Consider the following 26,836-nt stretch of genomic DNA (forward strand, 5'->3'; position numbering starts at 1 on the left):
TATTGAGGGTCGAGTTATCACATGTCGGTAAAGATTTTATCTTCTTCAATCATCGGATTAGAACAGTTTTGCCAAGCTCCGGCTAAGGCTATTGAGCATGCCGAACAGCAAACGGTGGCCGTGTTCGATAACAACCAACCTATTTTCTATGGTTTATCGCCAGCTCGTCTCAATCAGTTATTAATGGCCGAAGCACAATTACAGAATCAAATCGCTGTAGCATTAGAGGCTGATTTTTTTGATGAGCCGGCCCCAGTGGTCAAAGTTCCGGCTGGAAAATTCGCATTATATGCTGGATGGCAACCTGATACCGATTTTTTACGTCAAGCAGCACTTTGGGGAATAGCCTTGCATGAACCGGTCACGGCAGAAGAACTCGCGGCGTTTATTGCATACTGGCAAGCAGAAGGCCGTATTTTTCATCAAGTGCAATGGCAACAGAAGTTGGCGCGCCATTTACAGGTTAGCCGTGGCGCTCCGCACTCAACACCAAAACGCGATATCACACAAGTGGCAGAGCCGGACTACCATATTCCCAATGGTTTTAGAGGTGAGTAATGAAAACACCTGAAAATTTGTTTGTTAGGCTAAAGAAATTCATGCCTGAAGGTATTACCCCTAAGTTTACTGAAGGTAAAGATCTCCTCGCGTGGAATCAAGAGCAGGGCCGCTTACGCTCTGAAGCTATTGTCCGAGAGAACAGGGCAATGAAAATGCAACGGATTATGGGGCGTTCTGGAATAAGAGAACTCCATTTGAACTGCTCATTCGATAATTATCGGGTTGAAAGTGAAGGCCAGCGAAAAGCCTTGGTAGCGGCGCGTGAATACGCTGATCAATTTGGTCAAAGTATTGCCAGCTTCGTCTTTTCTGGACGTCCAGGAACGGGTAAAAACCACTTGGCTGCGGCGATTGGTAACAGTCTGATCCTGCAAGGTAAGAGCGTATTAATTATGACAGTGGCTGATGTCATGTCGACCATGAAAGGGACGTTTAGTGGCGGCAGTTCGATGACCGAAGAACGTTTACTGCATGACCTCAGTACCGTTGATTTGCTGGTTATTGATGAGATTGGGATGCAAACCGAGTCACGCTACGAAAAGGTCATTATCAATCAAATCGTCGATCGCCGATCTTCATCTAAGCGTCCTACCGGCATGCTCTCCAATTTAAACCACGAAGGGATGAATTCGTTACTGGGTGAGCGGGTAATGGATCGTATGCGACTCGGAAATAGCTTATGGGTAAGATTTGATTGGGAAAGCTATCGCGATCGCGTAATGGGCAATGAGTACTAAAATTAACTAGAATCCCTGCTAACCGATTAGGAGAATATATGCCTCATGTTGATATAAAAAGTTTTCCTCGTGAATTTACTGATGAGGAAAAACAAGCGCTGGCGGATGATATTACAGAAGTCATCGTTAGACGTTTCGCCTCGAAAACGGATTCAGTAAGCGTATCTCTGCAGCACGTTTCACCTGATGCGTGGCGGGAAACGGTCTATGAACCAGAAATTATCGGCCAACCGGAATTTTTGATAAAAAAACCGGGTTACTCCATGTAACATTTTACTCGATACGCGGTTAGATTTATAACGGCGTATCGAATCACCCTGATGGGTGATACCTGTCTACGCTTAGCTACCGCGGCGTTATTGTTATGAGATTTATTTGGAATATGAGTATGTCTGACTCTTTAGAGCGCAAATCGTTACCCTTACCTGGGGGACATAATAAAGTTCTGCTTCACTCTTGTTGTGCGCCTTGTTCAGGAGAAGTGATGGAGGCAATGTTAGCCTCGGGAATTGAATACACCATTTTTTTCTATAACCCGAATATCCATCCTTTAAAAGAGTACGAGTTACGTAAAGAAGAGAATATTCGTTTTGCAGAAAAATATGGGATCCCTTTTATTGATGCCGATTATGACCGGGATAACTGGTTCGAACGAGCCAAAGGTATGGAATGGGAGCCGGAACGGGGTGAGCGCTGCACAATGTGTTTCGATATGCGTTTTGAACGAACGGCCCTTTATGCACACGAAAATGGCTTTCCAGTGATCACATCGTGTTTAGGTATCTCTCGTTGGAAAAATATGGAGCAGATCAACGATTGCGGCGTAAGAGCGGCATCGCGGTATCCCGATATGATGTATTGGGAATTTAACTGGCGTAAAGGTGGCGGTTCTAAGCGGATGATTGATATCAGCAAACGTGAGCGCTTCTATCAACAAGAATATTGTGGATGTATCTATTCATTGCGTGATACTAACCGTCACCGTGTTGCCACTGGCCGTGAGCGCATTCAGATTGGTGTGCAGTATTACGAAGCAGACAGTAAAGAGTCGTAGAAGCGTCTTCTCGACATCTGACAAGCCGCCCTTTGCGGGCGGATTATCAAAATTAAGCAGTCAGAATTTTCTTCTCAGCAAGTTCTAAAGCAAAGTAAGAGAGAATGGTATCCGCACCGGCTCTTTTGATCGCTCCTAAGCTTTCCAATACAACGTTAGTTTCGTCAATCGCGCCAGCTTGAGCGGCAAACTTAATCATCGCGTATTCGCCGCTGACTTGGTAGGCGGCCAAAGGCAGATCACTGCGCTCACGAATATCGCGAATGATATCGAGGTACGCACCTGCCGGTTTAACCATCAGTACATCAGCACCCTCGGCTTCGTCAAGCAGCGACTCGCGGATTGCTTCACGACGATTCATCGGGTCCATTTGGTAGGTTTTACGGTCGCCTTTTAAAGCGGTTCCCGCCGCTTCGCGGAAAGGACCGTAAAACGAAGAGGCAAATTTTGTCGAATAAGCCATGATTGGCGTGTTGTAGAATCCGGCTTGATCAAGGGCTTGGCGAATCGCCTTTACCTGCCCATCCATCGCGGCGGAAGGGGCAATAAAGTCAGCGCCAGCACGCGCTGCCGCGATGGCTTGTTTACCCAGATTAACTAATGTTTGGTCGTTATGGACTTCGCCGTTAGCACATAAAATCCCGCAATGCCCATGTGAGGTATACTCGCAAAAGCAAGTGTCAGACATCACAACCATCTCAGGCACTGTCTCTTTACAAATACGAGACATTCTAGAAACTAATCCATTCTCAGCCCACGCATCACTGCCGGTTTCATCAAGATGATGAGAGATTCCGAATGTCATGACAGAGCGAATACCCGCTTTGGCGAAGCGCTCTATTTCATGCGCGAGGCGTTTTTCAGGGATACGTACGACACCTGGCATTGCATTGATTGGCTGATAATCCTCTGCCCCTTCTTCGACAAAAATAGGCAGGATTAGGTCATTCAGGCTCAGCGATTGTTCTTTGAAAAGTTCGCGCATCGATGCAGTTTTACGGAGTCTTCTTGGACGGTTGGGGAGAATAAATTCAGACATGGACACTCTCGTACAGATTGTGGAAGTAAAAGCTTACGCCTTTAAGAAGGGAAGAACATAGCTTTGTGTGCCAAAATGCCCCCTGCAGGGGGCATTTAACTCACTCTTTAATATCAGGATGTTGGTCAACCAAACGGCTACGTTTTTGTTCTAGTCGTTGGATCTCTTCATCGATATCGTCAATTTTTTGACCGATATTATCGTGATGCTCTTGTAAAATCTCACGTGCTTCATCTAAGTCAGAAGCCGCAGGCGTTGCGCCGATCAGTGGTTTATTCGCGGTCTCTTTCATGCAGATACCGGTGATCAGTCCAATAACGGCAACGACCATCAGGTAGTAAGCTGGCATGAAAAGGTTATTCGAAGCTTCGACCAACCATGCGATGAGGGTTGGAGTCAGGCCAGCGATCAAAATGGAGATGTTGAACGCACTGGCTAATGCACTGTAACGGATATTGGTCGGAAACATTGCCGGTAGTGACGATGCCATTACCCCGGTAAAACAGTTCAACACTACGGCTAAGATGAGTAAGCCAGCAAAAATCAAACCGAGTACATTACTGGTGATTAACATAAAGGCTGGGATAGCGGTGAAGAACAGGGCAATACTCCCGATGATAACAAATGGGCGGCGGCCGAATCGGTCACTGAGCATACCCATGACCGGTTGAATAAACAGCATACCAATCATAATGGCGATAATAATCAATACACCGTGATCTTCTGAGTAATGAAGATTATGTGAAAGATAGCTCGGCATGTAGGTAAGTAGCATGTAATAAGTAACGTTAGTGGCGATCACTAAACCGATACAGGCTAACAAGCTTTTCCAGTGTTTGGTCGCGATATCTTTGAATGAGACTTTAGGACCGTTTTGAAGTCCTTCGCGGTCGCCTTGCTCTAGTTTATCTACGTGCTGCTGGAATGCAGGGGTTTCTTCCAAGGCATGACGTAGGTAAAGACCGACAATCCCTAAAGGTAATGCTAAGAAGAACGGCAGACGCCAACCCCACTCCATAAAGCGTGCTTCACCGATGATGGTTGAAATCAGAACGACTATTCCAGCACCCAGCACGAATCCGACAATTGAACCGAAGTCCAACCAGCTACCCATAAAGCCACGCTTACGGTCAGGCGAGTATTCTGCTACGAAGATTGAGGCGCCGGTATATTCTCCACCCACGGAGAAACCTTGAGCCATTTTTGCAATCAGTAGGAGGATCGGCGCCCAGATACCAATTGAAGCATAGGAAGGGATAAGCCCGATACAGAAAGTACTGATCGACATAATAACGATAGTGACAGAAAGTATTTTTTGGCGGCCGTATTTATCACCAAGCATACCAAAAAAGAGTCCACCCAGAGGACGAATTAAGAAGGGAACGGAGAAGGTTGCCAAAGCGGCAATCATCTGAATACCAGGCGTTGCTGAGGGGAAGAAGATTTTACCCAGAGCATAAGCGACAAACCCGTAAACCCCAAAGTCGAACCACTCCATTGCATTTCCTAATGAAGCAGCAGTGATTGCTTTACGTAAACGAGCATCGTCAATGATCGTAACGTCATTAATTCCGATGGGTTTAATACGCTTCCTACGTAATTTCATAAATTTACCTATAATGTGACGGAAATTTGCTAAGCAGTCGTTTAAAAGCACGTGTAGATTGGTAGTAAAATTACATGAGAAATTGTGAATTTTGAAGCAATCTACCTTCAACAATTATCAGCGTAATTATACCAATAAGCGGCTAAGTATACTGTATATCTGTGATGGAAGTCACATTCGGATTGTTTTCTGACCAAGGACGAGCTTTCAGAATACATAAGATTGGGCAGAGCTGAGATGAAGAAAAAGGGCAGATAATTAGGCCGCTATTCTTGATAACGGCCTCAACTAAATTAATGAATAACGATAGATTGTACAATCTGTGAAGCGATACTTTGTGATTGAGATTGGTTATCGGCCGGCAGAGAGATCTGTAAGGTGATCAGTTGATTATTGAGTTTAGCAAGAACCACTGTAGACCAATTACTATGGTTGTTCGTGGACACGACGCTGTCCAATTGTTGACCAGGAGTATGACCTAAGGTAATAGACTTATCCGCAACAACTTGAAGTTGGGGATCACGGTTTCGTTGTTGATCTTGTAGTTTTTGAGAGAGTTGCGGCAAGGTCAATGCTGTTTCATCACCAATGATAACAATCACCGCTTGTTGACCACTGTTATTCGCATAGACATGCATATTGTTTGACTCGGTACCGAGTTTACCTGTTTGGTCACTCATTCCTTGTGGCAGGCTAAAGGTCAGTTTGCCCTCTAGTAACGAGATATTCTGATGCTGACTTTGAGAAGCACTTTGGTTTTCTTGCTGAGTTTGCGGATCATCTTTCTTTTGATCGCAAGCCGCTAGACCGAGTACTACTAATAAGATACCCATGTATTGTGTAATATGTCGCATAGTAATCCCTTCCTTACAATTTATATCGTTATCAAAGCGGAAATAGTTCGGTATTGCAAACAGTATTGTGTTTCACATTTCGTCTTAAAACGGTTAACGCTTATCAGTGTTAAGAGAATAAAACCGTGTTTCGCCAAGCAAGCGCTTAATAATGGTATTTAAAAGTAGACCATAAACAGGAATAAAAAAGATAAGACAGATCAAAACCTTATAACTATAGTCAACCAGAGCAATTTCTTGCCAGTGGGCAGCCATAAAAGGGTCACTGCTGTGAAGGAAAGCAATTGAGAAAAAGGCGAAGGTATCACTGAGGTTCCCAAAAAACATCGCGGTTACGGGGGCCAGCCACCACTGTTTTGCCTTTCTCAAGCGATTAAAAACAGAAATATCCAATAACTGTCCCAGTGCATAAGCGACAAAACTTGCGATAGCAATCCGAATCACGACAGTGTTGAGGCTGCTTAGCGCTTGCCAACCTTGCCAAGAGGCTTGGTAGAAGAGACTCGAGATAATAAACGAGAGTAATAATGCTGGGATCATCGCCGAAAAAATAATTTTCCGAGCCAATGGTGCGCCAAATATTCGTACAGTGAGGTCAGTCGCGAGGAAGATAAAGGGAAAACTGAATGCTCCCCAAGTAGTGGTAAACCCAAACACACTTACCGGGAGTTGGACCAAGTAATTACTGGAGGTAATGACAATAAGGTGAAAAATAGCTAATAGTAATAACAGCCTTTTACGCTGTTTTTCTGTGAAACTGTTCATTTGTAGCCTTTTTAGTGGAATGGGGTGAGGGAACCCAATTGTTTAAAAATAGTACGGTTAATAAAACGATGGCCTGCATCTTACTGAGATACGACAATTATGCAAGGAACGATTGCCTGAGTCTGCGTTATACCACTTGTGCGGCAAAAATTGTCTGTGGTGCCAAGGCGGAGTACACTGCGATATTTTTATCCCCGAGAGATGTATGATGAATACCCAGTTAGAAAATTACGATCATTTATTGGATACCTGTGGTTTGCGTTGTCCAGAGCCCGTCATGCTGGTTAGAAAAATGGTTCGTAGCATGAAAGAGGGTGAAGTCGTAAAAATAATTGCCGATGATCCGGCCACAAAGCGTGACATTCCAGGATTTTGTGAGTTTATGGAGCATACTTTACTTAGCGCACAACTCACTGAAATACCTTACGTATTTTTCGTTAAAAAGGGGTGTTAAGTCGGTCTCTATCGCCACTGATCGATTATTTGAGTTGGCGTGTTTCATCCCTTTTCCCTCTCTTTGTTCAGACTCTATATTTATGGTGAGAATCAGGAGTCGTGTTCTTCAAGGTCAAGTAGGCATAATGCGACTGACTGATAGATGTACGAGCGTTATCTTTCTCGTCGATTACCCATTAGCGAGTAATAGTTGCATGGCTTAAAATTATTATCGATAAGTAGTTGCTATGATTTACCTCCATATTAAAGTCAGTTTAAAATATAAATAATAAAGAGTTTTTATATCTTTTTGTTGTATTAAAAAATTCAACTCTTATCTATTAAATAGAATTTTAAAGCTTATTAACTACTATTGATAATTCAAAATTTGAAAGAAACTTCACTAATAGAGATGACTACAGTCTCTAGTGCGGGGGCGTGATTAATCGGCGATATTGCTTAATTAGCGGGGCTAATGGCCTCAGCAGCTAGCAGCGGTATTGTCGGTTATAACAAAGCTAATCACTGTATTGCGTCTTACCGTCACATGTCATTAAGTTAATAAATCCTAAAAGAGAGATTACACTCTCTTTTAGTTTTTTTATTTTTTAGGGAAATGCTTTTTTTGCCATGAAAGTAATTCGAAGACGCCAAAAATAAATAATTTAATTTCTTCTTTCTTCGTCATTGTTGGCCCATTACTCGTTTGTGTGGCTTTCAACAACACTAACTGTAAACCATGCATTACAACCATAAATATTAATGCGACATCGATAAAATATTTTAACGGTTTTGTGGCGGGGTGAACCAAGTTAAGTAATAGAACGACCCAAATGAATAGCATTAACACTCGCCCACAGTTAATCAACATTACTCATATCCTTAATCATTGACGACGATAGAGACGATAGCACACCTGACCTGCAATTTTCTCTCTATGCAGTATCCAGTTAGCCGGGACAGTCGGTATACCTTGTTCCACTTCATTTTCAGTGTAAATCACGGCATCTTCCGCTAACCAATGATTCGATTCAAGCAACTGGATAGTGTGTTCCAATAGCCCACAACGGAAAGGAGGATCGATAAATACGATGTTAAAAGGGGCAACCGGGCGTGATTGGGTAAGAAATTGTAAGGTGTCAGCACGGTGTAAAGTTAGCTGCGAAGTATTAAGCGATTGGATATTTTTTTGGAGCTGTCGAGCAACATGAGTCTCTTTCTCGATCAGGGTCACTTGTGCCGCGTAGCGCGAAAGCGCCTCAATGCCTAGTGCTCCACTCCCTGCATAGCAATCCAAACAGTTGGCCTGGGGTAACCAAGGAGCTAACCAATTAAAAAGGGTTTCCCGCACACGATCGGTAGTCGGTCTCAACCCTTCGCTATCAAGCACTGATAATTTACGGCCACGCCACTGACCCCCAATGATCCGTATCTGACCAATTTTTCCTGCCGATTTGCTCATAGTTTATACTTACAATAATTTATTACTGAATTTTACTGCTGTCCGTTGAATAAACGCAGAAACGAAACTGTGATGCAGTATGGGTTAAATGGTAGAATAAATGATTATCTCATTAGTGTCGCAGTATGACAGTAGTTAATTACTGACTGATACAAATAATTTTTAATGGCTATTGTTCCAGCGGACTGTTCTGGGCGGCCTTGGCAAGGAGTATTGTCTAACAATGGCAAAAGAAAAAAAACGTGGCTTTTTTTCCTGGTTAGGTTTCGGCAAAGACGAAGAGAAACAGCCTGCTAAGGACGAGACTCAGACACTAGAGTCAGAAAAAAGCGGCACGCCTAACGAAAGTGAGCATAGTGAGGCGCAACACGATAATGTCACGCCGACAGCATTAGAGCAGGAGTATTCCGCTCAGCATCCAGAACCTTCAACACCAGAAGCATTAACCGAGCAGCCGGAAGGCCAACCCGTTGTTGACAATGTGTCGATGGAACAGTCGTCTCTTCCTACAGAGCCAGAGCCAGAGCCAGAGCCAGAGCCAGAGCCAGAGCCAGAGCCAGAGCTTTCCGCTGACGTCACTGAATCTCTTCAAGATATTGACGAGATTGATAATAGTGACGTTCTTGGTACCGCTACGTCAGAGCCTCAGAATAGTCTGGAAGATGTGACTGAATTAGCCCCGATAGTACCGGTTAAAGAGCAAGAACGGCCAACGAAAGAAGGCTTTTTCGCTCGTCTTAAGCGCAGTTTAGTTAAAACTCGTCAGAACTTAGGGAGTGGCTTCGTTGGGCTCTTCCGCGGTAAAAAAATTGATGATGAGTTGTTCGAAGAGCTTGAAGAACAACTACTTATCGCTGATGTAGGGATGGATACCACCCAAAAAATTATTCGTTCGTTAACTACTCAAGCTAATCGTAAACAGTTGAAAGATGCTGAAGCGTTGTATGGCATCCTTAAAGAAGAAATGGCCTCCATCTTGCACAAAGTTGAACAGCCATTGTCTGTTGAAGGGAAAAATCCATTTGTTATTCTAATGGTTGGTGTCAACGGTGTGGGGAAAACCACGACCATCGGTAAGCTGGCTAAGCAGTATCAGTCTGAGGGCAAATCGGTAATGTTAGCGGCAGGGGATACGTTCCGTGCAGCGGCAGTTGAGCAGCTACAAGTCTGGGGTGAGCGTAATAACATCCCTGTTATTGCACAACATACTGGTGCTGATTCTGCTTCCGTAATTTTTGACGCTATTCAGGCGGCAAAATCCCGTGGCGTAGATATACTGATTGCTGACACTGCTGGACGTTTGCAGAATAAATCGCACTTAATGGAAGAGCTAAAGAAAATCACACGTGTGATGGGCCGTTTAGATGAAAACGCGCCGCATGAGGTGATGCTTACGCTTGATGCCAGTACCGGACAAAATGCCATCAGCCAAGCTAAATTATTTAATGAAGCGGTTGGATTGACCGGTATTACCTTAACGAAACTTGATGGCACGGCGAAAGGTGGAGTAATTTTTAGTATTGCTGACCAATTTGGTATTCCAATTCGCTACATTGGTGTAGGTGAAGGAATTGATGACTTACGGCCATTCCAGGCTGAAGATTTTATAGAGGCGCTATTCGCCCGAGAGGAATAATGGAATGATTCGCTTTGAAGAGGTCAGTAAAGCTTATTTAGGAGGACGTCAGGCCCTTCAGGGCGTGGATTTTCATTTACGCCAAGGAGAAATGGCATTCCTAACCGGGCATTCTGGTGCGGGTAAAAGTACATTACTGAAGTTGATTTGTGGAATTGAGCGACCTAGTGCCGGGCAAATATGGTTTAGTGGGCACAATATTACGCGCCTTAAAAATAGTGAAATACCGTTCTTACGCCGACAAATCGGCATGATCTTTCAGGATCACCATCTGCTGATGGATCGGACGGTGTATGACAATATTGCTATTCCACTTATCATCTCTGGGGCTAGTGAAGAAGATATTCGACGCAGAGTCTCTGCGGCCCTTGATAAAGTCGGGCTATTGGATAAAGCGCGAAACTTTCCGATCCAACTCTCAGGAGGGGAACAGCAACGTGTAGGCATCGCCCGGGCGGTGGTAAATAAACCTGCATTACTGCTTGCGGATGAACCAACCGGTAACTTAGATCATGCGCTCTCTGAAGATATCTTACGGCTATTCGAAGAATTTAACCGAGTTGGCGTGACGGTGTTAATGGCGACGCACGATATTTCTCTGATTGCACGACGTAACTATGATGTAATGAATCTTAATCAAGGCCGGTTATACAGGGGCGAGGAATGAAAGCGGTTAATAAGTCAAATAAGCGCCTGAAAAAACCGGGAGCACCTAAACAAAAGAAAGTGTCTAAGCAGCGAGCATTACGTGGCGGTTGGCAAGAGCAGTTACATTATGCATGGCGAGGAATGCTGGCGGATATGCTGCGCCAGCCTTTGGCAACACTATTAACCGTAACCGTTATTGCGATTTCGTTAACGCTACCCAGCGTCTGTTATATCGTCTGGAAGAACGTCGATCAGGCAGCTAAGCAATGGTATCCGGCTCCACAGCTTACCGTTTATCTTTCTAAAACACTTGATGATAACGCAGCGGAGAACGTCACACAGCAGCTTAAACAATTGGAAGGTGTTCAGCATGTTGACTACCTCTCTCGTGAAGAGAGCTTAAGTGAGTTTCGTAACTGGTCAGGTTTTGGTGGTGCGATGGATATGCTAGAGCAAAACCCACTTCCAGCAGTAGCCGTGGTGACGCCTAAACTCGATTTTCAGAACGCCGATACGATGAACACGCTACGTGACCGTATTACCAAAATGAACGGTATCGATGAAGTACGCATGGATGACAGTTGGTTTGCACGGCTCTCAGCGCTCACCGGGTTAGCTGGACACGTCGCATTGATGATTGGTATGTTGATGGTTGTTGCTGTCTTCTTAGTGATAGGCAATAGCGTTAGATTAAGTATTTTTTCTCGTCGCGATACGATAAATGTTCAGAAGTTGATTGGTGCTACCGACGGTTTTATCTTGAGACCCTTTGTATACGGTGGAGCGATGCTTGGCCTTAGTGGCGCATTTCTCTCGCTAATTTTCTCTGAGATACTCGTTTTTCGTCTAGAGTCAGTGGTATCACATGTGGCATCCGTATTCAGTGCCTCGTTTGATCTTTCCGGGTTTTCTTGGGACGAAGCGCTATTATTATTATTGGTTTCCTCGATGATAGGCTGGCTGGCTGCTTGGCTGGCAACTGTCCAGCATTTACGCCGCTTTACACCGGATTAATGCACAGAAATACTTTTTGTTATACTATTTACTTGTTATCAGGCCGACTCTATCGGCATAGAAGGGATAAACGCTAGGATAAATTATTCACAACAAAAATTGAACCTGTGGATAAGTTTGCGTTCTAATCATCTAGAACCAGTTGTTTAGGGTGATTAAATAACGTTAGCGTTAGGGTATGAGTCTGTTTTAGGGACGAACAGCATAATTAATTGAGAGGGTTTGAATGACCAACGAAATGCAAGCTTTAGCTATTGCTCCTTTAGGTAATCTCGATGCTTACGTCCGAGCTGCCAACGGCTGTCCGATGCTGTCGGCCGAAGAAGAAAAAGCATTAGCAGAACGGCTGCATTACCAGTCTGATCTGGATGCAGCGAAGAAGCTGATCCTGTCACATCTGCGGTTTGTGGTTCACATTGCTCGTAACTATTCTGGTTATGGTCTGCCTCAAGCTGACCTTATTCAGGAAGGTAACATTGGTTTAATGAAAGCGGTGCGTCGCTTTAATCCTGAAGTTGGCGTAAGGCTGGTGTCCTTTGCGGTGCACTGGATTAAAGCCGAGATCCATGAATACGTATTGCGTAACTGGCGGATCGTTAAGGTTGCCACCACCAAAGCACAACGTAAGCTATTCTTTAATCTACGTAAAACTAAACAACGTCTGGGTTGGTTTAACCAAGACGAAGTTGAAATGGTTGCACGTGAATTAGGGGTAAGCAGCAAAGATGTGCGAGAGATGGAATCTCGGATGGCGGCTCAGGATATGACTTTCGACCTCACTTCTGATGACGATAATGCAGAAGGTAAGTCGTTGGCGCCAGTGTTATACCTTCAAGATAAAACCTCTGACTTTGCCGACGGTATTGAAGAAGATAACTGGGATTCGCACGCAGCAGATAAACTGAGTGATGCCATGATGACACTTGATGAGCGTAGTCAAAATATTATCCGTGCTCGTTGGTTGGACGACGATAATAAGATTACGTTACAAGAATTGGCTGACCAATATGGCGTCTCGGCAGAACGGGTTCGCCAACTTGAAAAAAATGCTATGAAGAAGTTACGAGTTGCTATTGAAGCTTAAATAAAAGCGTAACGATAAGAGGAGATGCTCAGTCATCTCCTTTTTTATACGTTAAAAAAATCGTGCTATCATAAATTTTTATTAGTCTATTCCATTTCTGTCATGCTTCGCTGTCATGGTTATGACCAATATTTGTCATTTTTTACTGCATCTATTGGGATATGATTGTGTTATGAAACAAGTTGCGCCGCTCCCTTTTTGCTCCATTTTTAACCAAACTAATTCCTTACGCTAAGGCACCGGCTATTATTGCGGTGATGTGGCTTGCCTTATTTAATCCAGGGCCAAATATCGTAAGTCATTGGTTAGCGCTCCTCGGCAGAAGCGACGACGACTTTAATTTATAAATCTATCGTCAGGGATTGACTGGGTTAGATCTAGGCTCTTCAGCTGCTCAATCCGTTATTCTGATGGGAATAGTTATCTTGCTGACTGTTGCTTAGTTTAGGTTTATTGACCGTAAGGTACGTTATCGATGATTGAACAACATCGTAAACGGATACTGCTCAGCCATCTTACTCCCTAGGGATCGGGGCTTATTATCCTTGGCCCTCTTTATATTGTGCTGATTACGGCCACACTAAACGAGCAACAAGCTGAGTAAAGGCGGCTCCCTTTACTACCTGGTGGGCGCCTTATCGAAAATGTTCATCTACTTTTGTTGCCAGCTTTTTAGGTGCACCAGCGATGAAATTATTATCCGTTGAAATAAGTCGTGACGGCTAGTTTTGGAGAGTGGAGAAATGCTATTCCATTCCCTTAGGAGCCCTTGCTACTAAGTAAGCCAAGCAGACAGTGACTATCGGCAGACGTTCAGAGCATATCAACGTTCAACCTGTTACGCAGTGGCTTGATGGCTTATCCTTAAAGTCGAAGCAGTGGATATGCTCAGTACTGATAATATCATTCATGGTAAAATTAGTGCCCAACCGTTGATCATTCGCGTCGCGCAATCGACTTGCTCAAGAGTGGGCGAATTATTACGAGTGGCGCTACCGACTCAAGCCTTACATTATTTTGATACGACCTCAGGACAGTGTTTAGATGATTAATGAAAAATGGCCTTACCCCAGAATTGTCGCTCACCGAGGGGGAGGGAAGTTAGCGCCAGAAAATACCTTAGCCGCCATTGACTGTGGCCATTACTATGGCCATACCATGATTGAATTCGATGCAAAATTATCAGCCGACCAGCAGATATTTTTATTACACGACGATACGCTCACCCGTACCAGTAGTACGCAGGGGGTGGCGGGGGATTTGACGTGGGACAGATTAAAACAGCTCGATGCTGGAACATGGTTCTCTAACAAGTTTAGAGGAGAAAAATTGCCACTGCTCTCTGAGGTCGCTGAACGCTGTCGACGTTATGGGCTATTAGCAAATATCGAAATCAAGCCTACCACAGGTTTGGAGGCTCTCACCGGGACATTGGTGGCGCGCGCGGCAGCGGAATATTGGCAAGAGATGACCATGCCACTCCTCTCCTCATTTTCTCGTCAAGCGTTACAGGCAGCGCAGCAAGAGCAGCCGGATCTGCCACGCGGATATTTAATGCATGAGTGGCAGGATGATTGGCTGCGGACTACGCAACAACTTGAGTGCGTCTCATTGCATCTCAATTACCGTTTATTAACCCCCACACGTATCCATCAAATTAAGCAGGCGGGATTACGTATTCTCGCCTATACCGTCAATGATCCTTGTAATGCCATTGAACTGTTAGAACAAGGGGTTGATATGCTATGTACTGACCGTATCGATCTGATCGGGCCACACTTCGCTGGTTAAGGTTGATCTCTTTCGACTTTGCGCAACATTTTTTGTTGATGAAGCTGATTTTCCTGCTGAAACCTTTGAGCACTATTTTGTTGTTCTAGATGAAGTTGTTGTTGATGTAATTGCTGTTGAGTCGACATCTCATTTTGTAAACGCTGCTGCGTTACAGAGGGTGAGAGGGGCGATTGGTTAGGGGGATAACCTGCGAAAGTAGCAGCCGAATTTAGGAACGTTATTAAAATAATTAATTTTTTCATAAAAAGCCTCATTAATTTCCACAATGCTATTGCAAATGATAATGATTGCGATTAACATTTATCCTATTCCGGTGAGACTGATATTCAACGGAACACGACATTGCTCACATTGCTTCCAGTATTTAGCCAGCCGCGTGCTGGCTTTTTTTTTCACTGTTGTTCATAAAATTTGAACAGAGCGGTGAAGTTTTTCAGCTATTTTTTTTCTCATGATCTCTTCAAACTATAGAAAAAATTGAGGAGGTTTCCATGATTTATATCCGTAAAGCGCAAGAACGTGGCCATGCTCACCATGGGTGGTTGGACAGTTGGCATACATTTTCATTTGCTGAATATTATGATCCGAATTTTATGGGATTTTCTGCGTTAAGGGTGATTAACGAAGACACGATTGCACCCAGTAAAGGATTTGGGACTCACCCACATCAAAATATGGAGATTCTCACTTACGTTCTCTCTGGAGTCGTTGAACACCAAGATAGCATGGGGAATAAAGAACAAATTCCGGCAGGAGAATTCCAGATTATGAGTGCGGGAACGGGCGTTCGTCACTCAGAGTATAATCCGGACAACCAACAGGCTCTGCATCTCTACCAAATTTGGATAATGCCTGATCAGCAAAATATTACTCCACGTTATGAACAGCGTAAGTTTCCTGACCAATCGGGTCGTCAATACATCTTGACGCCCGATGCGAGAGAAAACTCGTTGAAAATTCATCAGGACATGACCTTATCACGCTGGGTACTGGCTGCAGGGGAAGAGGGCAGCTTTGATCCCGCACCTTCTCGTAAAGTCTGGATTCAAGTGGTTAAGGGGGATGTGACGATTAATGACCAGCGTCTTGAGATGAGTGATGCAGCAGCAGTGTGGGACGAGAAAACTATCGTCTTCTCTGCGGATCAAGAGACGGAACTATTAATTTTTGACCTGCCACCAGTGTAAAAAATAATTGGTAATGTGAGACGGCTTCCAGATAGCCGTCTCTTTTTTCTGGCTGGTATAAAATAGTGTTACAATTAAACCACCTATACTGCCTACCCAATTGAGCGCAATGAAGAAAAAAAGGCCTATATTGCAAGACGTTGCTGATCGCGTTGGGATCACCAAAATGACGGTCAGCCGTTATCTACGCAATCCTCAACAAGTATCCACCCCTCTTGGCGAGAGGATTGCTATTGCGCTTGATGAGCTCGGTTACATTCCTAACCGCGTACCCGATATGCTATCGAATGCGACAAGTCGAGCTATTGGTATATTGCTCCCTTCCCTAACTAACCATGTTTTTGCCGACGTACTGCAAGGTATTGAGTCGATAACGGATAAAGCGGGATATCAAACACTGGTCGCCCACTTCGGCTATCATACCGAGAAAGAAGAACGTCAACTCCGCTCGCTTCTCGGCTGGAATGTTGACGGTGTAATCTTAACTGAACGCCAACATACTCCAGGGACGTTGCGTATGCTGGAAGTCGCGGGGATCCCAGTTGTTGAAATTATGGACTCTTCCTCACCTTATTTAGATATGGCTGTAGGGTTTAATAATATCGAGGCGGCCCGACAAATGACCTGTAGCATGATCGCTCAAGGCCATCAACACCTCGTCTATCTTGGCGCTCGCCTTGATGAGCGAACGTTACAGAAGAAAGCAGGGTATATTGAGGCGATGGAACAGGCAGGATTAGTGCCACGCACTGTGATGAGTGAGCAACCTTCTTCATTTAGCACAGGAGGCGAACTGTTGAAACTGGCCCAGCAACGTTATCCTGAGGTTGATGGAATATTCTGTACCAACGACGATCTCGCTATCGGCGCGATGTTTGAGTGTCAGCGTCAAGGAATTACCGTCCCCAATCAGATGGCGATTGCCGGTTTTCATGGTCATGATATTACTGAAAACGTTTCGCCAACGTTGTCCACGGTCGTCACCCCTCGGAAAACAATGGGCAAAATAGCAGCAGAAATGTTACTGACCCGTCTGGCAGGTAAAGGGTGTGAGTCACCCTGTATTGATTTGGGATTTTCACTTAGATTGGGCGGCAGTATTTAATCATTTTTATGATTGAGTTCACATTTTAAGCCTTTTATTAACGAATAGATTGCGCTTTAACCGACAAGCTATAACAATAGTTATTAAATTGTTATCGGTAACATTGTGAATGACTAAGGTTGGAGCAGTTATGACAGAAGCCTCTTCTCAACATTTTGTATTTGTCCTGATGGGTGTCTCAGGTAGCGGAAAATCAGTTGTTGCTAATCAAGTCTCACAAAAGCTGCAGACCGCTTTTCTAGACGGTGATTTTTTACATCCTCGTTCTAATATATTAAAAATGGCTGAGGGTGAGCCGCTGAACGACCAAGATCGGGCACCCTGGTTACAAGCAATCAATGACGCTGCATTTGCAATGCAGCGTACACAAAAAGTTTCAATCATCGTTTGTTCATCCTTAAAGAAAAGTTATCGAGATATTTTACGTAATGGTAATAAAAATCTTAAATTCATCTATTTGAAAGGTGATTTTGAGACCATTGAGCAGCGTCTCAAAGCGCGTAAAGGCCACTTCTTTAAAACGAACATGTTAGTGACTCAATTCGATACGTTGGAAGAACCTAGCGGTTCAGAATCTGATGTTTTAGTCGTTGATATTAGCCATTCACTTGATGATGTCATTGCTGAGACAGTTGCAACGATTAAAAATAATATCCAATAAGGTTGATTCATGAGCACGGCAACACTTGTTTTAACGGCAGCAGGCTCTGTCATACTGCTTCTTTTTTTAGTGATGAAAGCGCGGATGCATGCTTTTGTCGCATTAATGTTGGTTTCAGTCGGTGCAGGTATTTTTTCAGGAATGCCACTCGATAAAATTACTGACACGATGCAAAAAGGGATGGGAGGCACGCTGGGCTTTCTGGCAGTTGTGGTCGCCTTGGGCGCAATGTTCGGAAAAATTTTGCATGAAACCGGCGCAGTTGACCAAATAGCGATACGGATGTTGAAAACCTTTGGTGAAAAACGTTCACATTTTGCGATGGGAGCAGCGGGCTTTATCTGCGCGCTGCCTCTATTTTTCGAAGTGGCGATTGTTTTATTAATTAGTATTGCTTTTGCAGTGGCTCGCCGTACTAACGACAATATGGTGAAACTGGTTATTCCTCTCTTTGCAGGAGTTGCGGCGGCGGCGGCATTCGTCTTACCTGGCCCAGCACCGATGTTACTCGCTTCGCAAATGCATGCGGATTTCGGCTGGATGATCTTATTAGGCCTCTGTGCGGCTATCCCTGGAATGCTTATCGCTGGCCCTCTCTTCGGTAATTTCATTGCGAAACGCGTACAATTTGCCTCCCCTGCAGTAGACAGCTTCCCTGAAGTGGCGAAAGATAAATTACCCTCTTTTGGATTCAGTTTATCCCTGATCCTTTTCCCGCTAATTTTGGTCGGTTTAAAAACGATTGCTGCTAACTTTATCGATAAGGGAAGCCGCCTTTATGAATGCTTTGAATTTATTGGTCATCCTTTCATTGCGATTCTGGTCGCGGTATTAATCACTATCTATGGTTTGGCCTATCGCCAGGGTATGGATAAGTCACGCGTTATGGCGATTTGTGGTGAAGCGTTACAACCGGCAGGGATTATTTTACTCGTTATCGGGGCGGGTGGTGTCTTTAAACAAGTACTGGTCGATTCAGGAGTCGGTCCAGCGCTTGGTCACTCCTTAACAGGTTTAGGGCTACCGGTCGCACTCTCTTGTTTCATCCTGGCTGGAGTGGTCCGTATTATTCAAGGTTCGGCGACTGTAGCGTGTTTGACGGCAGTAGGGCTAATTATGCCTGTAATTGAACCGTTACATTACAGTGGTGCTCAGCTAGCTGCGCTTTCAATTTGTATCGGTGGTGGCTCAATTATTGTCAGTCACGTGAACGATGCGGGCTTCTGGTTATTTGGACGCTTCACTGGGGCAACTGAGGTGGAAACCCTAAAGACGTGGACGATGATGGAAACCATCCTCGGGGTAACTGGGGGGATTATTGGTATGATAGCCTTTGAATTGTTATCTTAGTAGAATTAGGGGTCGATATATCGACCCTTTTTTTTTATTAGAGTTTTAGGTATGCCCGAATCCCATCTAAGAACATCTGTGTCGCAATCATTATAAGAATCAGTCCCATCAACCGCTCTAACGCATTGACTCCTTTCGACCCCAACAGACGTAAGAACAGCCCTGACATCATGAGTATCGCAGCAGTAATCCCCCAAGCGATGAATAGCGCGATGACTAACATCCCCATATCTCCAGGATATTGATGTGACATCAGCATTAGAGTGGCGAGTAATGAAGGACCTGCTAACAGGGGGATAGCCAAGGGGACTAAGAAGGGCTCTTCACCGGCCGGCAATCCCGAGTTATTAGATTCAGGTGAAGGGAATATCATTTTTATCGCGATTAAAAATAAAATAATCCCGCCAGAGATGGAGACGGTCTCCGCTCGTAAATTCAGAAAGGCCAACATTTTTTCGCCGGTGAATAAAAAAAGTAGCATGATCACTAATGCAATCAGCAATTCACGAATGATAATCACCCGCCGACGTTTCGGATCAATATGCTTTAGCACCGACATAAAAATCGGTAGGTTACCAAGCGGGTCCATAATCAAAACCAGCAATACTGCGGCAGAAAAAAGTTCAGTCATGACTCATCGTGATCCTTACAGGCGACTAGTATTAGCCAGATGATAAATTAATCGAGTAATATCGATTTTTTTCACTTGCTAGTACGTCCAGTTTTTGTAGAGTTTGATAGTATCATTCCCATAGGTGGGAGTGCAGACATATCCGTTTATCGGTATGCAGCATATTTAATATTACAGCAGGCACATCATGAAAAATGTAGGGTTTATCGGATGGCGTGGCATGGTGGGTTCCGTGCTAATGTCGCGTATGAATGAAGAAAATGACTTCTCTGTCATTAATCCAGTCTTTTTTTCGACTTCACAGCATGGTCAGCCAGCGCCTGTTTTCGCAGGGCATAGCCAAGGGACCTTACAGGATGCTTATGATATTGATGCATTAAAAAGCCTTGATATCATTGTTACATGCCAAGGTGGCGATTACACGAGCGACGTTTACCCGCGTTTGCGTCAAGCTGGGTGGCAAGGCTATTGGATTGATGCAGCCTCAACGCTTCGGATGGCGGATGATGCGATTATTATCCTTGATCCGGTAAACCAAAAAGTCATCGAAGATGGGATCAATCGTGGCGTAAAAACTTTTGTTGGTGGTAACTGTACGGTAAGTTTGATGTTGATGTCGCTGGGCGGGTTGTTTTCACAAAATCTCGTCGAATGGGCGTCTGTGGCAACCTATCAGGCTGCATCAGGAGGCGGTGCACGTCATATGCGTGAATTGCTCACGCAGATGGGTATGCTACACGATCACGTGGCGACCTCTTTACACGATCCCGCTTCGGCTATCTTAGATATTGAGCGCAGTGTGACAGATTTTACGCGTTCAGGGACCTTACCAACCGATAATTTTGGTGTGCCGCTTGCGGGGAGCCTTATTCCTTGGATCGATAAGCAGCTGCCCAGCGGTCAAAGTAAAGAAGAGTGGAAGGGACAGGCTGAGACCAATAAAATTTTGGCAACGCAGCAGATTATCCCGGTTGATGGGTTATGTGTACGAGTTGGCGCGTTACGCTGCCATAGTCAAGCCTTCACTCTTAAGTTAAAGCAAGATATTCCTTTGGCAGATATTGAGCAGATGCTCGGTGCGCACAACCCTTGGGTAAAAGTTATCCCTAACGATCGTGAGCTGACGATGCGTGAACTGACGCCCGCTGCGGTGACAGGAACCCTCACCACACCAGTAGGGCGTCTTCGTAAATTAAATATGGGACCTGAATATCTCTCAGCCTTTACTGTCGGTGATCAGTTGCTATGGGGCGCTGCAGAGCCGTTAAGAAGAATGCTCCGCCAATTGGTGGGTTAAATAAAAAACCCCCAATAATTGGTTGTCCAACTATCGGGGGTCACTTCACTTACCCAATTTTTTTAATAGCCAGTAAAGGCCGAAGGTATAGGCTTACTTCACGGATGAAGAGAGATACTGTGCTAACCAACGTGACACATCTTCTTGTTGTTCTTGTGAGAGCCACATACCTTGTTTCGTTCTACGCCAAAGTGCATCTTCAGCCGTACGCACCCATTCATTATCGACTAAATAGCGAAGTTCTTTTTCGTAAAAGTCGTGGCCGAAATGATGGCCCAGTTGCTCTAAGCTTGTGATGCCATCAAGTAACTTATCGGTATCGCTGCCGTAGGTTCTTGCGTAGTGGCGAGACATTTCTGTACCCATAAACGGATAGCGCTTACGTAGATTCTGCGTAAATTCCTCGCGAGTCCCCGTAAAATGACCTCCCGGTAATACGCACTCTTTTGTCCACGCTGGCCCGATATTTGGGTAATATTTGGCTAATTTTTCTAAAGCATGTTCTGCTAATTTGCGGTAGGTTGTCAGCTTTCCACCAAATACTGAAAGAAGTGGAGCTTTACCTTGTTCATCGTGAACATCTAAGGTGTAGTCACGGGTTATTGCTTGAGGAGAATCTGATTCATCGTCACATAAAGGACGGACACCAGAATAGCTCCAGACAATATCCTCTGTACTCAACGGACGTTTAAAGTATTGGTTATAGACTTTGAGCAGGTAAGCCGTCTCTTTCTCATCGATCTTAACCGCCAACGGATCGCCTTTATACTCAACATCGGTAGTCCCAATGATTGAGAACTCATCCATCCACGGGATGATAAATACGATGCGATTATCTTCATTTTGAAGAATATAAGCTTGTTTCTCGTCATGGACTTTAGGGACGACGATATGGCTACCTTTAATGAGTCGGATACCATAAGGGGATTTGATTGCTAATTGGTTGTCGAAAATATCTTTAACCCATGGCCCCGCCGCATTGACTAGGCCTTTTGCCTGCCAACGCAGGACTTCACCCGTATCGACGTTTTCGGCTTCAACTTGCCATAAGCCATTTTCACGCCAAGCACGAGTCACTCGCGTACGGGTGCGAACTTCGCCGCCTTTTTCAACGACCTCTTGGGCGTTAACCACTACCATACGCGCATCATCGACCCAGCAATCCGAGTATTCGAAGCCTTTAGTAATATCGGATTTTAGTGCTGATTGCGCACCAAATTTTAGACTTTTGCTGGCAGGTAAGCTCGTGCGTTTACCTAGATGATCGTACATAAACAGCCCTACACGGATCATCCATGCTGGACGGAGATGAGGCTGGTGGGGTAAGCGAAAGCGCATAGGGAAGGCGAGTTGCGGTGCCATTTTTAATAATACTTCCCGTTCAGCCAAGGCTTCACTAACCAAGCGGAATTCATAATGTTCTAAATAGCGTAAACCACCGTGAATGAGTTTTGAACTTGCAGAGGAGGTTGCGCAGGCAAAGTCTTTCGCTTCGAGCAGCAACACAGATAATCCGCGGCCTGCTGCATCGACCGCGATGCCAGCCCCATTAATACCGCCTCCGATCACAATCAGGTCTTTGGTTTCCACGTGCACTCCTCGCTTATTGGCTATCAATAATGTTCGTTTTCGAAAATATAGTAATCGAAACCAAACATATTTGCCAATATTTAACCGTAAAAAACATATTAGCGTGACAGAAATAACATTTAAGTTGGGCGGAGACTGAATAGCTCAGCGTAGAGGGTTAATCGAGGCGAAATTACAGGTACAATATAAGAGACCTGCAATAATTTTGAGAACAGTTATGGATACTTACGAATGCATTGATGTACTGACCGCAGAAAAGCACTTACAAGAAGGGGCGCGTCTGGTTGATATTCGTGATCCTCAAAGTTTTGAACATGCTCATATTCGCGGGGCATTTCATCTAACAAACGGTTCGTTGAATCAATTTGTTGAAGAAAGTGATTATGACCAACCTGTGCTGGTTCTTTGTTATCACGGGAATAGCAGTAAAGGTGCGGCACAATATTTGATTAACCAAGGATTTGACCAAGTTTATAGTGTGGATGGTGGGTTTGATGCATGGTATGCACGTTTCCCAGATCAAGTGATTAAAGAGATCTAATCCCCATTAAACAAGGTACTGAGGACGATATGCTTCGAGTCACAGAATTCACCAACCCGCGTATGGCCTATGCATTTGTTGATTACATGGCTACGCAAGGCATTACATTACATATTGAACAACAGCAGAATTATGTCTTATTCCTCGAAGACGAGCAAAAATTGGACGACGTTAACGCTGCACTACAGCTATTTATCCGCGACCCCTCCAACCCGCGTTATCTTGCGGCGAGTTGGCAGAGTGGTCGAGCGGGGACGCGTCTTGGTTACCCTAAAGCTGAGTTATGGCGAAATATCAAAGATCGCGCGGGGCCTCTGACTTTGACGGTAATGGCGTTAGTTGTCATTACTTACTTATTATTGATGTTTGTTGGGGAACAGCCACTTTTCTATTGGCTGAGTTGGCCCGCTAATAATGAGCAAGGACTTCAAGTTTGGCGTTGGGTGAGCCATATCTTTATCCACTTCAGTCTATTACAGATTGTCTTTAATTTGATGTGGTGGTGGTATTTAGGTGGAGTGATTGAGAAACGTCTGGGGAGCGGTAAGCTGTTTGTGATTACTGTTATCTCAGCGTTATTATCTGGCTGGATGCAGGCTAAGTTCAGCGGTATTTGGTTTGGTGGCCTGTCAGGGGTGGTTTATGCCCTCATGGGGTACAGCTGGCTACGAGGTGAGCGTGATACCGACAGTGGTATCTATTTAGAACGTGGCCTGATTGTGTTTGCGTTACTCTGGTTAGCGGCTGGTTACTACGGTATTTTCGGTGCTCCAATGAGCAATATGGCCTATATTATTGGATTAGTAATTGGGTTAGCGATGGCTTTCGTCGATAGCCAAGCGGCTCTGAAAAGGCGTAAGTGAAGGACTTTAAATGAAACAGACGCAGAGACACGATGCTATTGTTGAACTCGTCAAACGCCAAGGGTATGTCAGTACTGAAGAGTTGGTCGAGTTTTTTTCAGTGACACCGCAGACGATCCGTCGCGATCTCAATGAGTTAGCTGAGAAAAACCTGATTCAGCGGCATCATGGTGGCGCTGCGCTACCTTCCAGCGCTGAAAATACGGATTGGCACGATCGTAAGATGATGCACTCCAGCGCGAAAACACGTATTGCGATGAAAGTTGCCCAGCAAATCCCGGATGGCTCAACACTTTTTATTGATATAGGCACCACACCAGAAGCTGTGGCTCATGCATTAATGGGCCACCATAATTTACAAATTGTGACCAATAACCTAAACGTTGCTCAACTAATGATGGCGAAGACAGACTTTCGCGTCATTATTGCCGGAGGGACGCTACGCGCCAGTGACGGTGGGATTATTGGTGAAGCTACCATGGATTTTATTTCGCAATTTCGACTCGATTTTGGAGTGATTGGTATTAGCGGAATTGATGAAGCAGGTACGATGCTAGAGTTTGATTATCACGAAGTCCGTACCAAACGTGCCATTATTGAAAATTCACGCTGCGTCATGTTGGTAACCGATGGATCTAAGTTTGGTCGTAAAGCCATGGTAAGTTTAGGGGGAATGGAAATGTTAGATTCACTCTTTACGGATAAATTACCGCCAGAACCTATTCTGCATTTACTTTCTCAACATGCGGTTAAGATTGAAATATGCTAATGATTCTGCCCGACAACCGGGCAGAATTTACGCTTAGTAATAGGAGTGTTCGCCACGCTGGTGCTCGGTTAAATCACGTACACCTTTTAGCTCAGGGAAAGTCGCCAATAGCTCTTTCTCAATCCCTTCTTTCAGGGTGACATCAACCATCGAACAGCCATTACATCCACCACCAAACTGCAAGATTGCGTAGCCTTCTGGCGTAATTTCCATTAGGGACACTTTACCGCCATGACTCGCCAGCTGCGGGTTAATTTGGGCTTGTAATTGGTATTCAACGCGTTCAATTAATGGCGCATCATCTGACACTTTACGCATCTTAGCGTTAGGTGCTTTTAATGTAAGCTGAGAACCGAGATTATCAGTGACAAAATCAATCTCCGCTTCATCCAAATAGGGTGCGCTTAGCTCATCGACATAGGCGGTGAGATACTCATATTTTAATTCAGTGTCGGTGCTTTCCACTGCATCCGGTGGGCAATAAGAGACACCACACTCAGCGGTAGGGGTACCAGGGTTAATGACGAAGACACGGATCTGAGTCCCTGGCTCTTGCTTAGTGAGCAATTTCGCAAAATGTTGTTGGGCTGTATCGGTTATATGGATCATAAGACATCGCTCAATGTTATCTATGTTAAAAGTCATCTTACGCGTATCACTGCCACTCTACAAGGTACGGCACAGGCACCACACCTGTACGCTAGCGACCTGCTGTAGCTGTAAAAGCTTGACGATTTCTCTAGCCGTCGCACCTGTCGTGACCACATCATCAACGATGGCAACGTGTTTGCCACATAGATTAGTTGTGGCGTCATACACTTGGCCAAGGTTACTTTGACGGCTTGCCCTATCGAGAGTATGTTGCGTCGCCGTTAATTTCGTACAACGTATGGCATTAGGCCAATATTGACAAGCCAACCAACGAGCGAGAGGTCTTGCGAGAAGATCGCTTTGGTTAAAGCCTCGCTGTTGATAACGCTTAGGATGTAATGGAACGGCGACGACAGTATCGGGTTTCTGCCACTGATAATGCCGTCGGTAACGAAGATAGTTTAGCAAAATCAGCCTTGAAAGCATGGCGGCAAGTGCTGTATGTGAAGAAAATTTGAATTGATGAAGTAATTTGCTGAGTGGCGGAAGATAATCAGCTGCCGTGATCGTACCCTGCCAAAGTATGGGCTGTTGTTGGCAGGCGGCGCAGGAGTGACTTACGGTATCAGTAGGTAAGGCACAGCTCAAGCAACGAGGCTGATCGAGAGATAACTTTTGTTCGCACCAGTGGCAAATACCGACTGATGCATACCAAACGGGCAGCATACATATCCAACACCTGCTTTTGATTGTTAACATAGGGCTATACCTCCAAGAGAATAGAGAATATGACCATATTTAAACAACACTATGGACAGGGCGATCGATCACTTGTGCTACTACACGGATGGGGATTGAATTCACAAGTGTGGGATTTCATTTTAACGCCGCTCAGCGCTCATTTTTCAATTACGGTAATCGACTTACCCGGGTATGGTCGAAGCCAACCTTATGGCACATTGAGTCTCGACGCGATGGCCAGCAATATTGCACCGCATATCCCTTCGCAAAGTGTTGTACTCGGCTGGTCACTAGGAGGATTGGTTGCTGCGCAATTAGCGATCGACTTCAAAGATAAGGTCAAGCAGCTCATTTTTGTTGCCTCTTCTCCCTGTTTTAGCGAAAGGGATCAGTGGCCTGGGATAACGCCACAAGTCCTAGATAATTTTCAAACACAATTAGCGACCGATTTTCGCCGAACTATTGAGCGATTTATCGCCTTACAAAGTTTGGGCACCGCGAATGCCTCGCTGAATACAAAAATACTAAAGCAGGCGATTATCAATCAGCCTCAAGCCTCATTAGCCGTATTAAATCAGGGGCTCAAGATCCTACAGTACGATGATTTACGTGAAAAACTCTGTGCGATAGAAGCGCCAACACTACGAATTTACGGAGCGTTGGATAGCCTAGTGCCTCGAAGAAGTATTCCCCTGACGGATAGATTGTGGCCAGCCAGTCAATCTGCGGTGATTGAACACGCAGCCCATGCACCATTCATTTCTCATCCTGACGAATTTTGCGAGGCAATTATTAAATTTACCTATTAGCATAATCGCCCA

The 26,836-nt window shown here is 44.8% G+C and carries 31 protein-coding genes and 1 pseudogene; 21 read left to right on the plus strand and 11 right to left on the minus strand.

Annotation, left to right across the window (positions count from 1 at the left end; genetic code table 11):
- Positions 1-21: 21 nt before the first annotated feature.
- The 4 genes from dnaT to HH682_RS04480 all read left to right on the plus strand — a co-directional run bounded on the left by dnaT (position 22) and on the right by HH682_RS04480 (position 2,352).
- A complete protein-coding gene (gene dnaT / locus HH682_RS04465; protein ID WP_214236414.1) occupies positions 22-558 on the plus strand; it encodes a primosomal protein DnaT in 537 nt (178 codons plus the stop codon).
- A complete protein-coding gene (gene dnaC / locus HH682_RS04470; protein WP_214236415.1) occupies positions 558-1,298 on the plus strand; it encodes a replicative helicase loader DnaC in 741 nt (246 codons plus the stop codon). The genes dnaT and dnaC overlap by 1 nt, the downstream gene beginning before the upstream one ends.
- Before the next feature lie 38 nt (positions 1,299-1,336).
- Positions 1,337-1,567: a tautomerase PptA gene (pptA, locus tag HH682_RS04475; protein ID WP_214236416.1), complete on the plus strand. Its 231-nt coding sequence runs from the start codon at positions 1,337-1,339 to the stop codon at positions 1,565-1,567.
- 119 nt (positions 1,568-1,686) lie between these two features.
- On the plus strand, positions 1,687-2,352 hold the full coding sequence (locus tag HH682_RS04480; RefSeq protein WP_214236417.1) for an epoxyqueuosine reductase QueH: 666 nt from the start codon (positions 1,687-1,689) through the stop codon (positions 2,350-2,352).
- A gap of 52 nt (positions 2,353-2,404) precedes the next feature.
- Here HH682_RS04480 and hemB read toward each other — a convergent pair whose 3' ends face one another.
- The 4 genes from hemB to HH682_RS04500 form a co-directional block, all read right to left on the minus strand.
- Positions 2,405-3,391: a porphobilinogen synthase gene (gene hemB, locus HH682_RS04485; RefSeq protein WP_214236418.1), complete on the minus strand. Its 987-nt coding sequence runs from the start codon at positions 3,389-3,391 to the stop codon at positions 2,405-2,407.
- Between the two features lie 100 nt (positions 3,392-3,491).
- A complete protein-coding gene (gene proP, locus HH682_RS04490; protein WP_214236419.1) occupies positions 3,492-4,997 on the minus strand; it encodes a glycine betaine/L-proline transporter ProP in 1,506 nt (501 codons plus the stop codon).
- Positions 4,998-5,290: 293 nt separating this feature from the next.
- Entirely contained in the window at positions 5,291-5,851 is a 561-nt protein-coding gene (locus HH682_RS04495; protein ID WP_214236420.1) for a DcrB family lipoprotein, read from the minus strand.
- Positions 5,852-5,944: 93 nt separating this feature from the next.
- On the minus strand, positions 5,945-6,616 hold the full coding sequence (locus HH682_RS04500) for a 7-cyano-7-deazaguanine/7-aminomethyl-7-deazaguanine transporter (protein ID WP_214236421.1): 672 nt from the start codon (positions 6,614-6,616) through the stop codon (positions 5,945-5,947).
- Positions 6,617-6,824: 208 nt separating this feature from the next.
- Here HH682_RS04500 and tusA point away from each other — a divergent pair, with 208 nt between their 5' ends.
- Positions 6,825-7,070 carry a sulfurtransferase TusA gene (gene tusA / locus HH682_RS04505; RefSeq protein ID WP_250318560.1) on the plus strand — a complete coding sequence of 82 codons (246 nt, stop codon included), beginning with the start codon at positions 6,825-6,827 and terminating at the stop codon, positions 7,068-7,070.
- Between the two features lie 582 nt (positions 7,071-7,652).
- Here the strand turns inward: tusA and HH682_RS04510 are convergent.
- Complete coding sequence (locus tag HH682_RS04510) at positions 7,653-7,922, minus strand: DUF1145 family protein (RefSeq protein WP_214236423.1); 270 nt, start codon at positions 7,920-7,922, stop codon at positions 7,653-7,655.
- A 15-nt stretch (positions 7,923-7,937) separates the two neighbouring features.
- Positions 7,938-8,513 carry a 16S rRNA (guanine(966)-N(2))-methyltransferase gene (gene rsmD / locus HH682_RS04515; RefSeq protein ID WP_214236424.1) on the minus strand — a complete coding sequence of 192 codons (576 nt, stop codon included), beginning with the start codon at positions 8,511-8,513 and terminating at the stop codon, positions 7,938-7,940.
- Between the two features lie 223 nt (positions 8,514-8,736).
- Here rsmD and ftsY point away from each other — a divergent pair, with 223 nt between their 5' ends.
- The 7 genes and pseudogenes from ftsY (at position 8,737) to ugpQ (ending at position 14,686) form a co-directional block, all read left to right on the plus strand.
- On the plus strand, positions 8,737-10,149 hold the full coding sequence (gene ftsY, locus HH682_RS04520; protein WP_214236425.1) for a signal recognition particle-docking protein FtsY: 1,413 nt from the start codon (positions 8,737-8,739) through the stop codon (positions 10,147-10,149).
- Positions 10,150-10,153: 4 nt separating this feature from the next.
- Positions 10,154-10,816, plus strand: coding sequence for a cell division ATP-binding protein FtsE (gene ftsE, locus HH682_RS04525; RefSeq protein WP_214236426.1), 663 nt, complete (start codon positions 10,154-10,156; stop codon positions 10,814-10,816).
- Positions 10,813-11,811, plus strand: a complete 999-nt coding sequence (gene ftsX, locus HH682_RS04530; protein ID WP_214236427.1) for a permease-like cell division protein FtsX — start codon at positions 10,813-10,815, stop codon at positions 11,809-11,811. Before ftsE ends, ftsX begins: the two co-directional genes overlap by 4 nt.
- Positions 11,812-12,037: 226 nt before the next feature.
- Complete coding sequence (gene rpoH, locus HH682_RS04535) at positions 12,038-12,895, plus strand: RNA polymerase sigma factor RpoH (protein ID WP_214236428.1); 858 nt, start codon at positions 12,038-12,040, stop codon at positions 12,893-12,895.
- A gap of 321 nt (positions 12,896-13,216) precedes the next feature.
- Positions 13,217-13,338, plus strand: a pseudogene (locus HH682_RS16085) (glycerol-3-phosphate transporter permease); the annotation flags it as partial.
- A 441-nt stretch (positions 13,339-13,779) separates the two neighbouring features.
- A complete protein-coding gene (locus HH682_RS04540) occupies positions 13,780-13,947 on the plus strand; it encodes a hypothetical protein (RefSeq protein ID WP_214236429.1) in 168 nt (55 codons plus the stop codon).
- The gene (gene ugpQ / locus HH682_RS04545; protein ID WP_214236430.1) at positions 13,940-14,686 is read left to right on the plus strand and encodes a glycerophosphodiester phosphodiesterase; all 747 of its coding nucleotides are present in this window, start codon (positions 13,940-13,942) and stop codon (positions 14,684-14,686) included. Before HH682_RS04540 ends, ugpQ begins: the two co-directional genes overlap by 8 nt.
- Here ugpQ and HH682_RS04550 read toward each other — a convergent pair.
- Positions 14,683-14,931, minus strand: a complete 249-nt coding sequence (locus HH682_RS04550) for a hypothetical protein (protein ID WP_214236431.1) — start codon at positions 14,929-14,931, stop codon at positions 14,683-14,685. The two genes, ugpQ and HH682_RS04550, sit on opposite strands and share 4 nt — an antisense overlap.
- A gap of 249 nt (positions 14,932-15,180) precedes the next feature.
- On the opposite strand from HH682_RS04550, the gene HH682_RS04555 reads away from it, so the two are divergent.
- The 4 genes from HH682_RS04555 (at position 15,181) to gntU (ending at position 18,992) form a co-directional block, all read left to right on the plus strand.
- Complete coding sequence (locus HH682_RS04555; RefSeq protein ID WP_214236432.1) at positions 15,181-15,876, plus strand: pirin family protein; 696 nt, start codon at positions 15,181-15,183, stop codon at positions 15,874-15,876.
- 109 nt (positions 15,877-15,985) lie between these two features.
- Positions 15,986-16,981: a gluconate operon transcriptional repressor GntR gene (gene gntR, locus HH682_RS04560; protein WP_214236433.1), complete on the plus strand. Its 996-nt coding sequence runs from the start codon at positions 15,986-15,988 to the stop codon at positions 16,979-16,981.
- Positions 16,982-17,111: 130 nt separating this feature from the next.
- Positions 17,112-17,642 (plus strand): gluconokinase, encoded by a 531-nt coding sequence (gene gntK / locus HH682_RS04565; RefSeq protein ID WP_214236434.1) that lies wholly within the window; start codon positions 17,112-17,114, stop codon positions 17,640-17,642.
- A gap of 9 nt (positions 17,643-17,651) precedes the next feature.
- Complete coding sequence (gene gntU, locus HH682_RS04570; protein ID WP_214236435.1) at positions 17,652-18,992, plus strand: gluconate transporter; 1,341 nt, start codon at positions 17,652-17,654, stop codon at positions 18,990-18,992.
- A 37-nt stretch (positions 18,993-19,029) separates the two neighbouring features.
- Here the strand turns inward: gntU and HH682_RS04575 are convergent, their stop codons facing one another.
- On the minus strand, positions 19,030-19,623 hold the full coding sequence (locus HH682_RS04575) for a YhgN family NAAT transporter (RefSeq protein WP_214236436.1): 594 nt from the start codon (positions 19,621-19,623) through the stop codon (positions 19,030-19,032).
- A 187-nt stretch (positions 19,624-19,810) separates the two neighbouring features.
- On the opposite strand from HH682_RS04575, the gene asd reads away from it, so the two are divergent.
- The gene (asd, locus tag HH682_RS04580; protein ID WP_214236437.1) at positions 19,811-20,920 is read left to right on the plus strand and encodes an aspartate-semialdehyde dehydrogenase; all 1,110 of its coding nucleotides are present in this window, start codon (positions 19,811-19,813) and stop codon (positions 20,918-20,920) included.
- Positions 20,921-21,013: 93 nt separating this feature from the next.
- Here asd and glpD read toward each other — a convergent pair whose 3' ends face one another.
- Complete coding sequence (gene glpD, locus HH682_RS04585) at positions 21,014-22,510, minus strand: glycerol-3-phosphate dehydrogenase (protein ID WP_214236438.1); 1,497 nt, start codon at positions 22,508-22,510, stop codon at positions 21,014-21,016.
- A gap of 217 nt (positions 22,511-22,727) precedes the next feature.
- Between glpD and glpE the strand changes: the two genes are divergently transcribed.
- From glpE to HH682_RS04600, 3 genes are read left to right on the plus strand one after another with little or no spacing between them, the layout of a single operon-like run.
- Positions 22,728-23,051: a thiosulfate sulfurtransferase GlpE gene (gene glpE / locus HH682_RS04590; protein ID WP_214236439.1), complete on the plus strand. Its 324-nt coding sequence runs from the start codon at positions 22,728-22,730 to the stop codon at positions 23,049-23,051.
- Positions 23,052-23,080: 29 nt separating this feature from the next.
- On the plus strand, positions 23,081-23,914 hold the full coding sequence (gene glpG / locus HH682_RS04595; protein WP_214236440.1) for a rhomboid family intramembrane serine protease GlpG: 834 nt from the start codon (positions 23,081-23,083) through the stop codon (positions 23,912-23,914).
- A 10-nt stretch (positions 23,915-23,924) separates the two neighbouring features.
- Complete coding sequence (locus HH682_RS04600) at positions 23,925-24,683, plus strand: DeoR/GlpR family transcriptional regulator (protein WP_214236441.1); 759 nt, start codon at positions 23,925-23,927, stop codon at positions 24,681-24,683.
- Between the two features lie 33 nt (positions 24,684-24,716).
- Here HH682_RS04600 and nfuA read toward each other — a convergent pair whose 3' ends face one another.
- Together nfuA and HH682_RS04610 are read right to left on the minus strand one after the other, a co-directional pair.
- Positions 24,717-25,292 carry a Fe-S biogenesis protein NfuA gene (gene nfuA, locus HH682_RS04605; RefSeq protein WP_214236442.1) on the minus strand — a complete coding sequence of 192 codons (576 nt, stop codon included), beginning with the start codon at positions 25,290-25,292 and terminating at the stop codon, positions 24,717-24,719.
- Positions 25,293-25,349: 57 nt separating this feature from the next.
- The gene (locus HH682_RS04610) at positions 25,350-26,000 is read right to left on the minus strand and encodes a phosphoribosyltransferase family protein (protein WP_214236443.1); all 651 of its coding nucleotides are present in this window, start codon (positions 25,998-26,000) and stop codon (positions 25,350-25,352) included.
- Positions 26,001-26,062: 62 nt separating this feature from the next.
- Between HH682_RS04610 and bioH the strand changes: the two genes are divergently transcribed.
- Entirely contained in the window at positions 26,063-26,824 is a 762-nt protein-coding gene (gene bioH / locus HH682_RS04615; RefSeq protein WP_214236444.1) for a pimeloyl-ACP methyl ester esterase BioH, read from the plus strand.
- Positions 26,825-26,836 lie beyond the last annotated feature (12 nt).

Origin of the sequence: Rosenbergiella gaditana, assembly GCF_018494065.1 — a bacterium.
GTDB classification, from domain to species: Bacteria; Pseudomonadota; Gammaproteobacteria; order Enterobacterales; family Enterobacteriaceae; genus Rosenbergiella; species Rosenbergiella gaditana.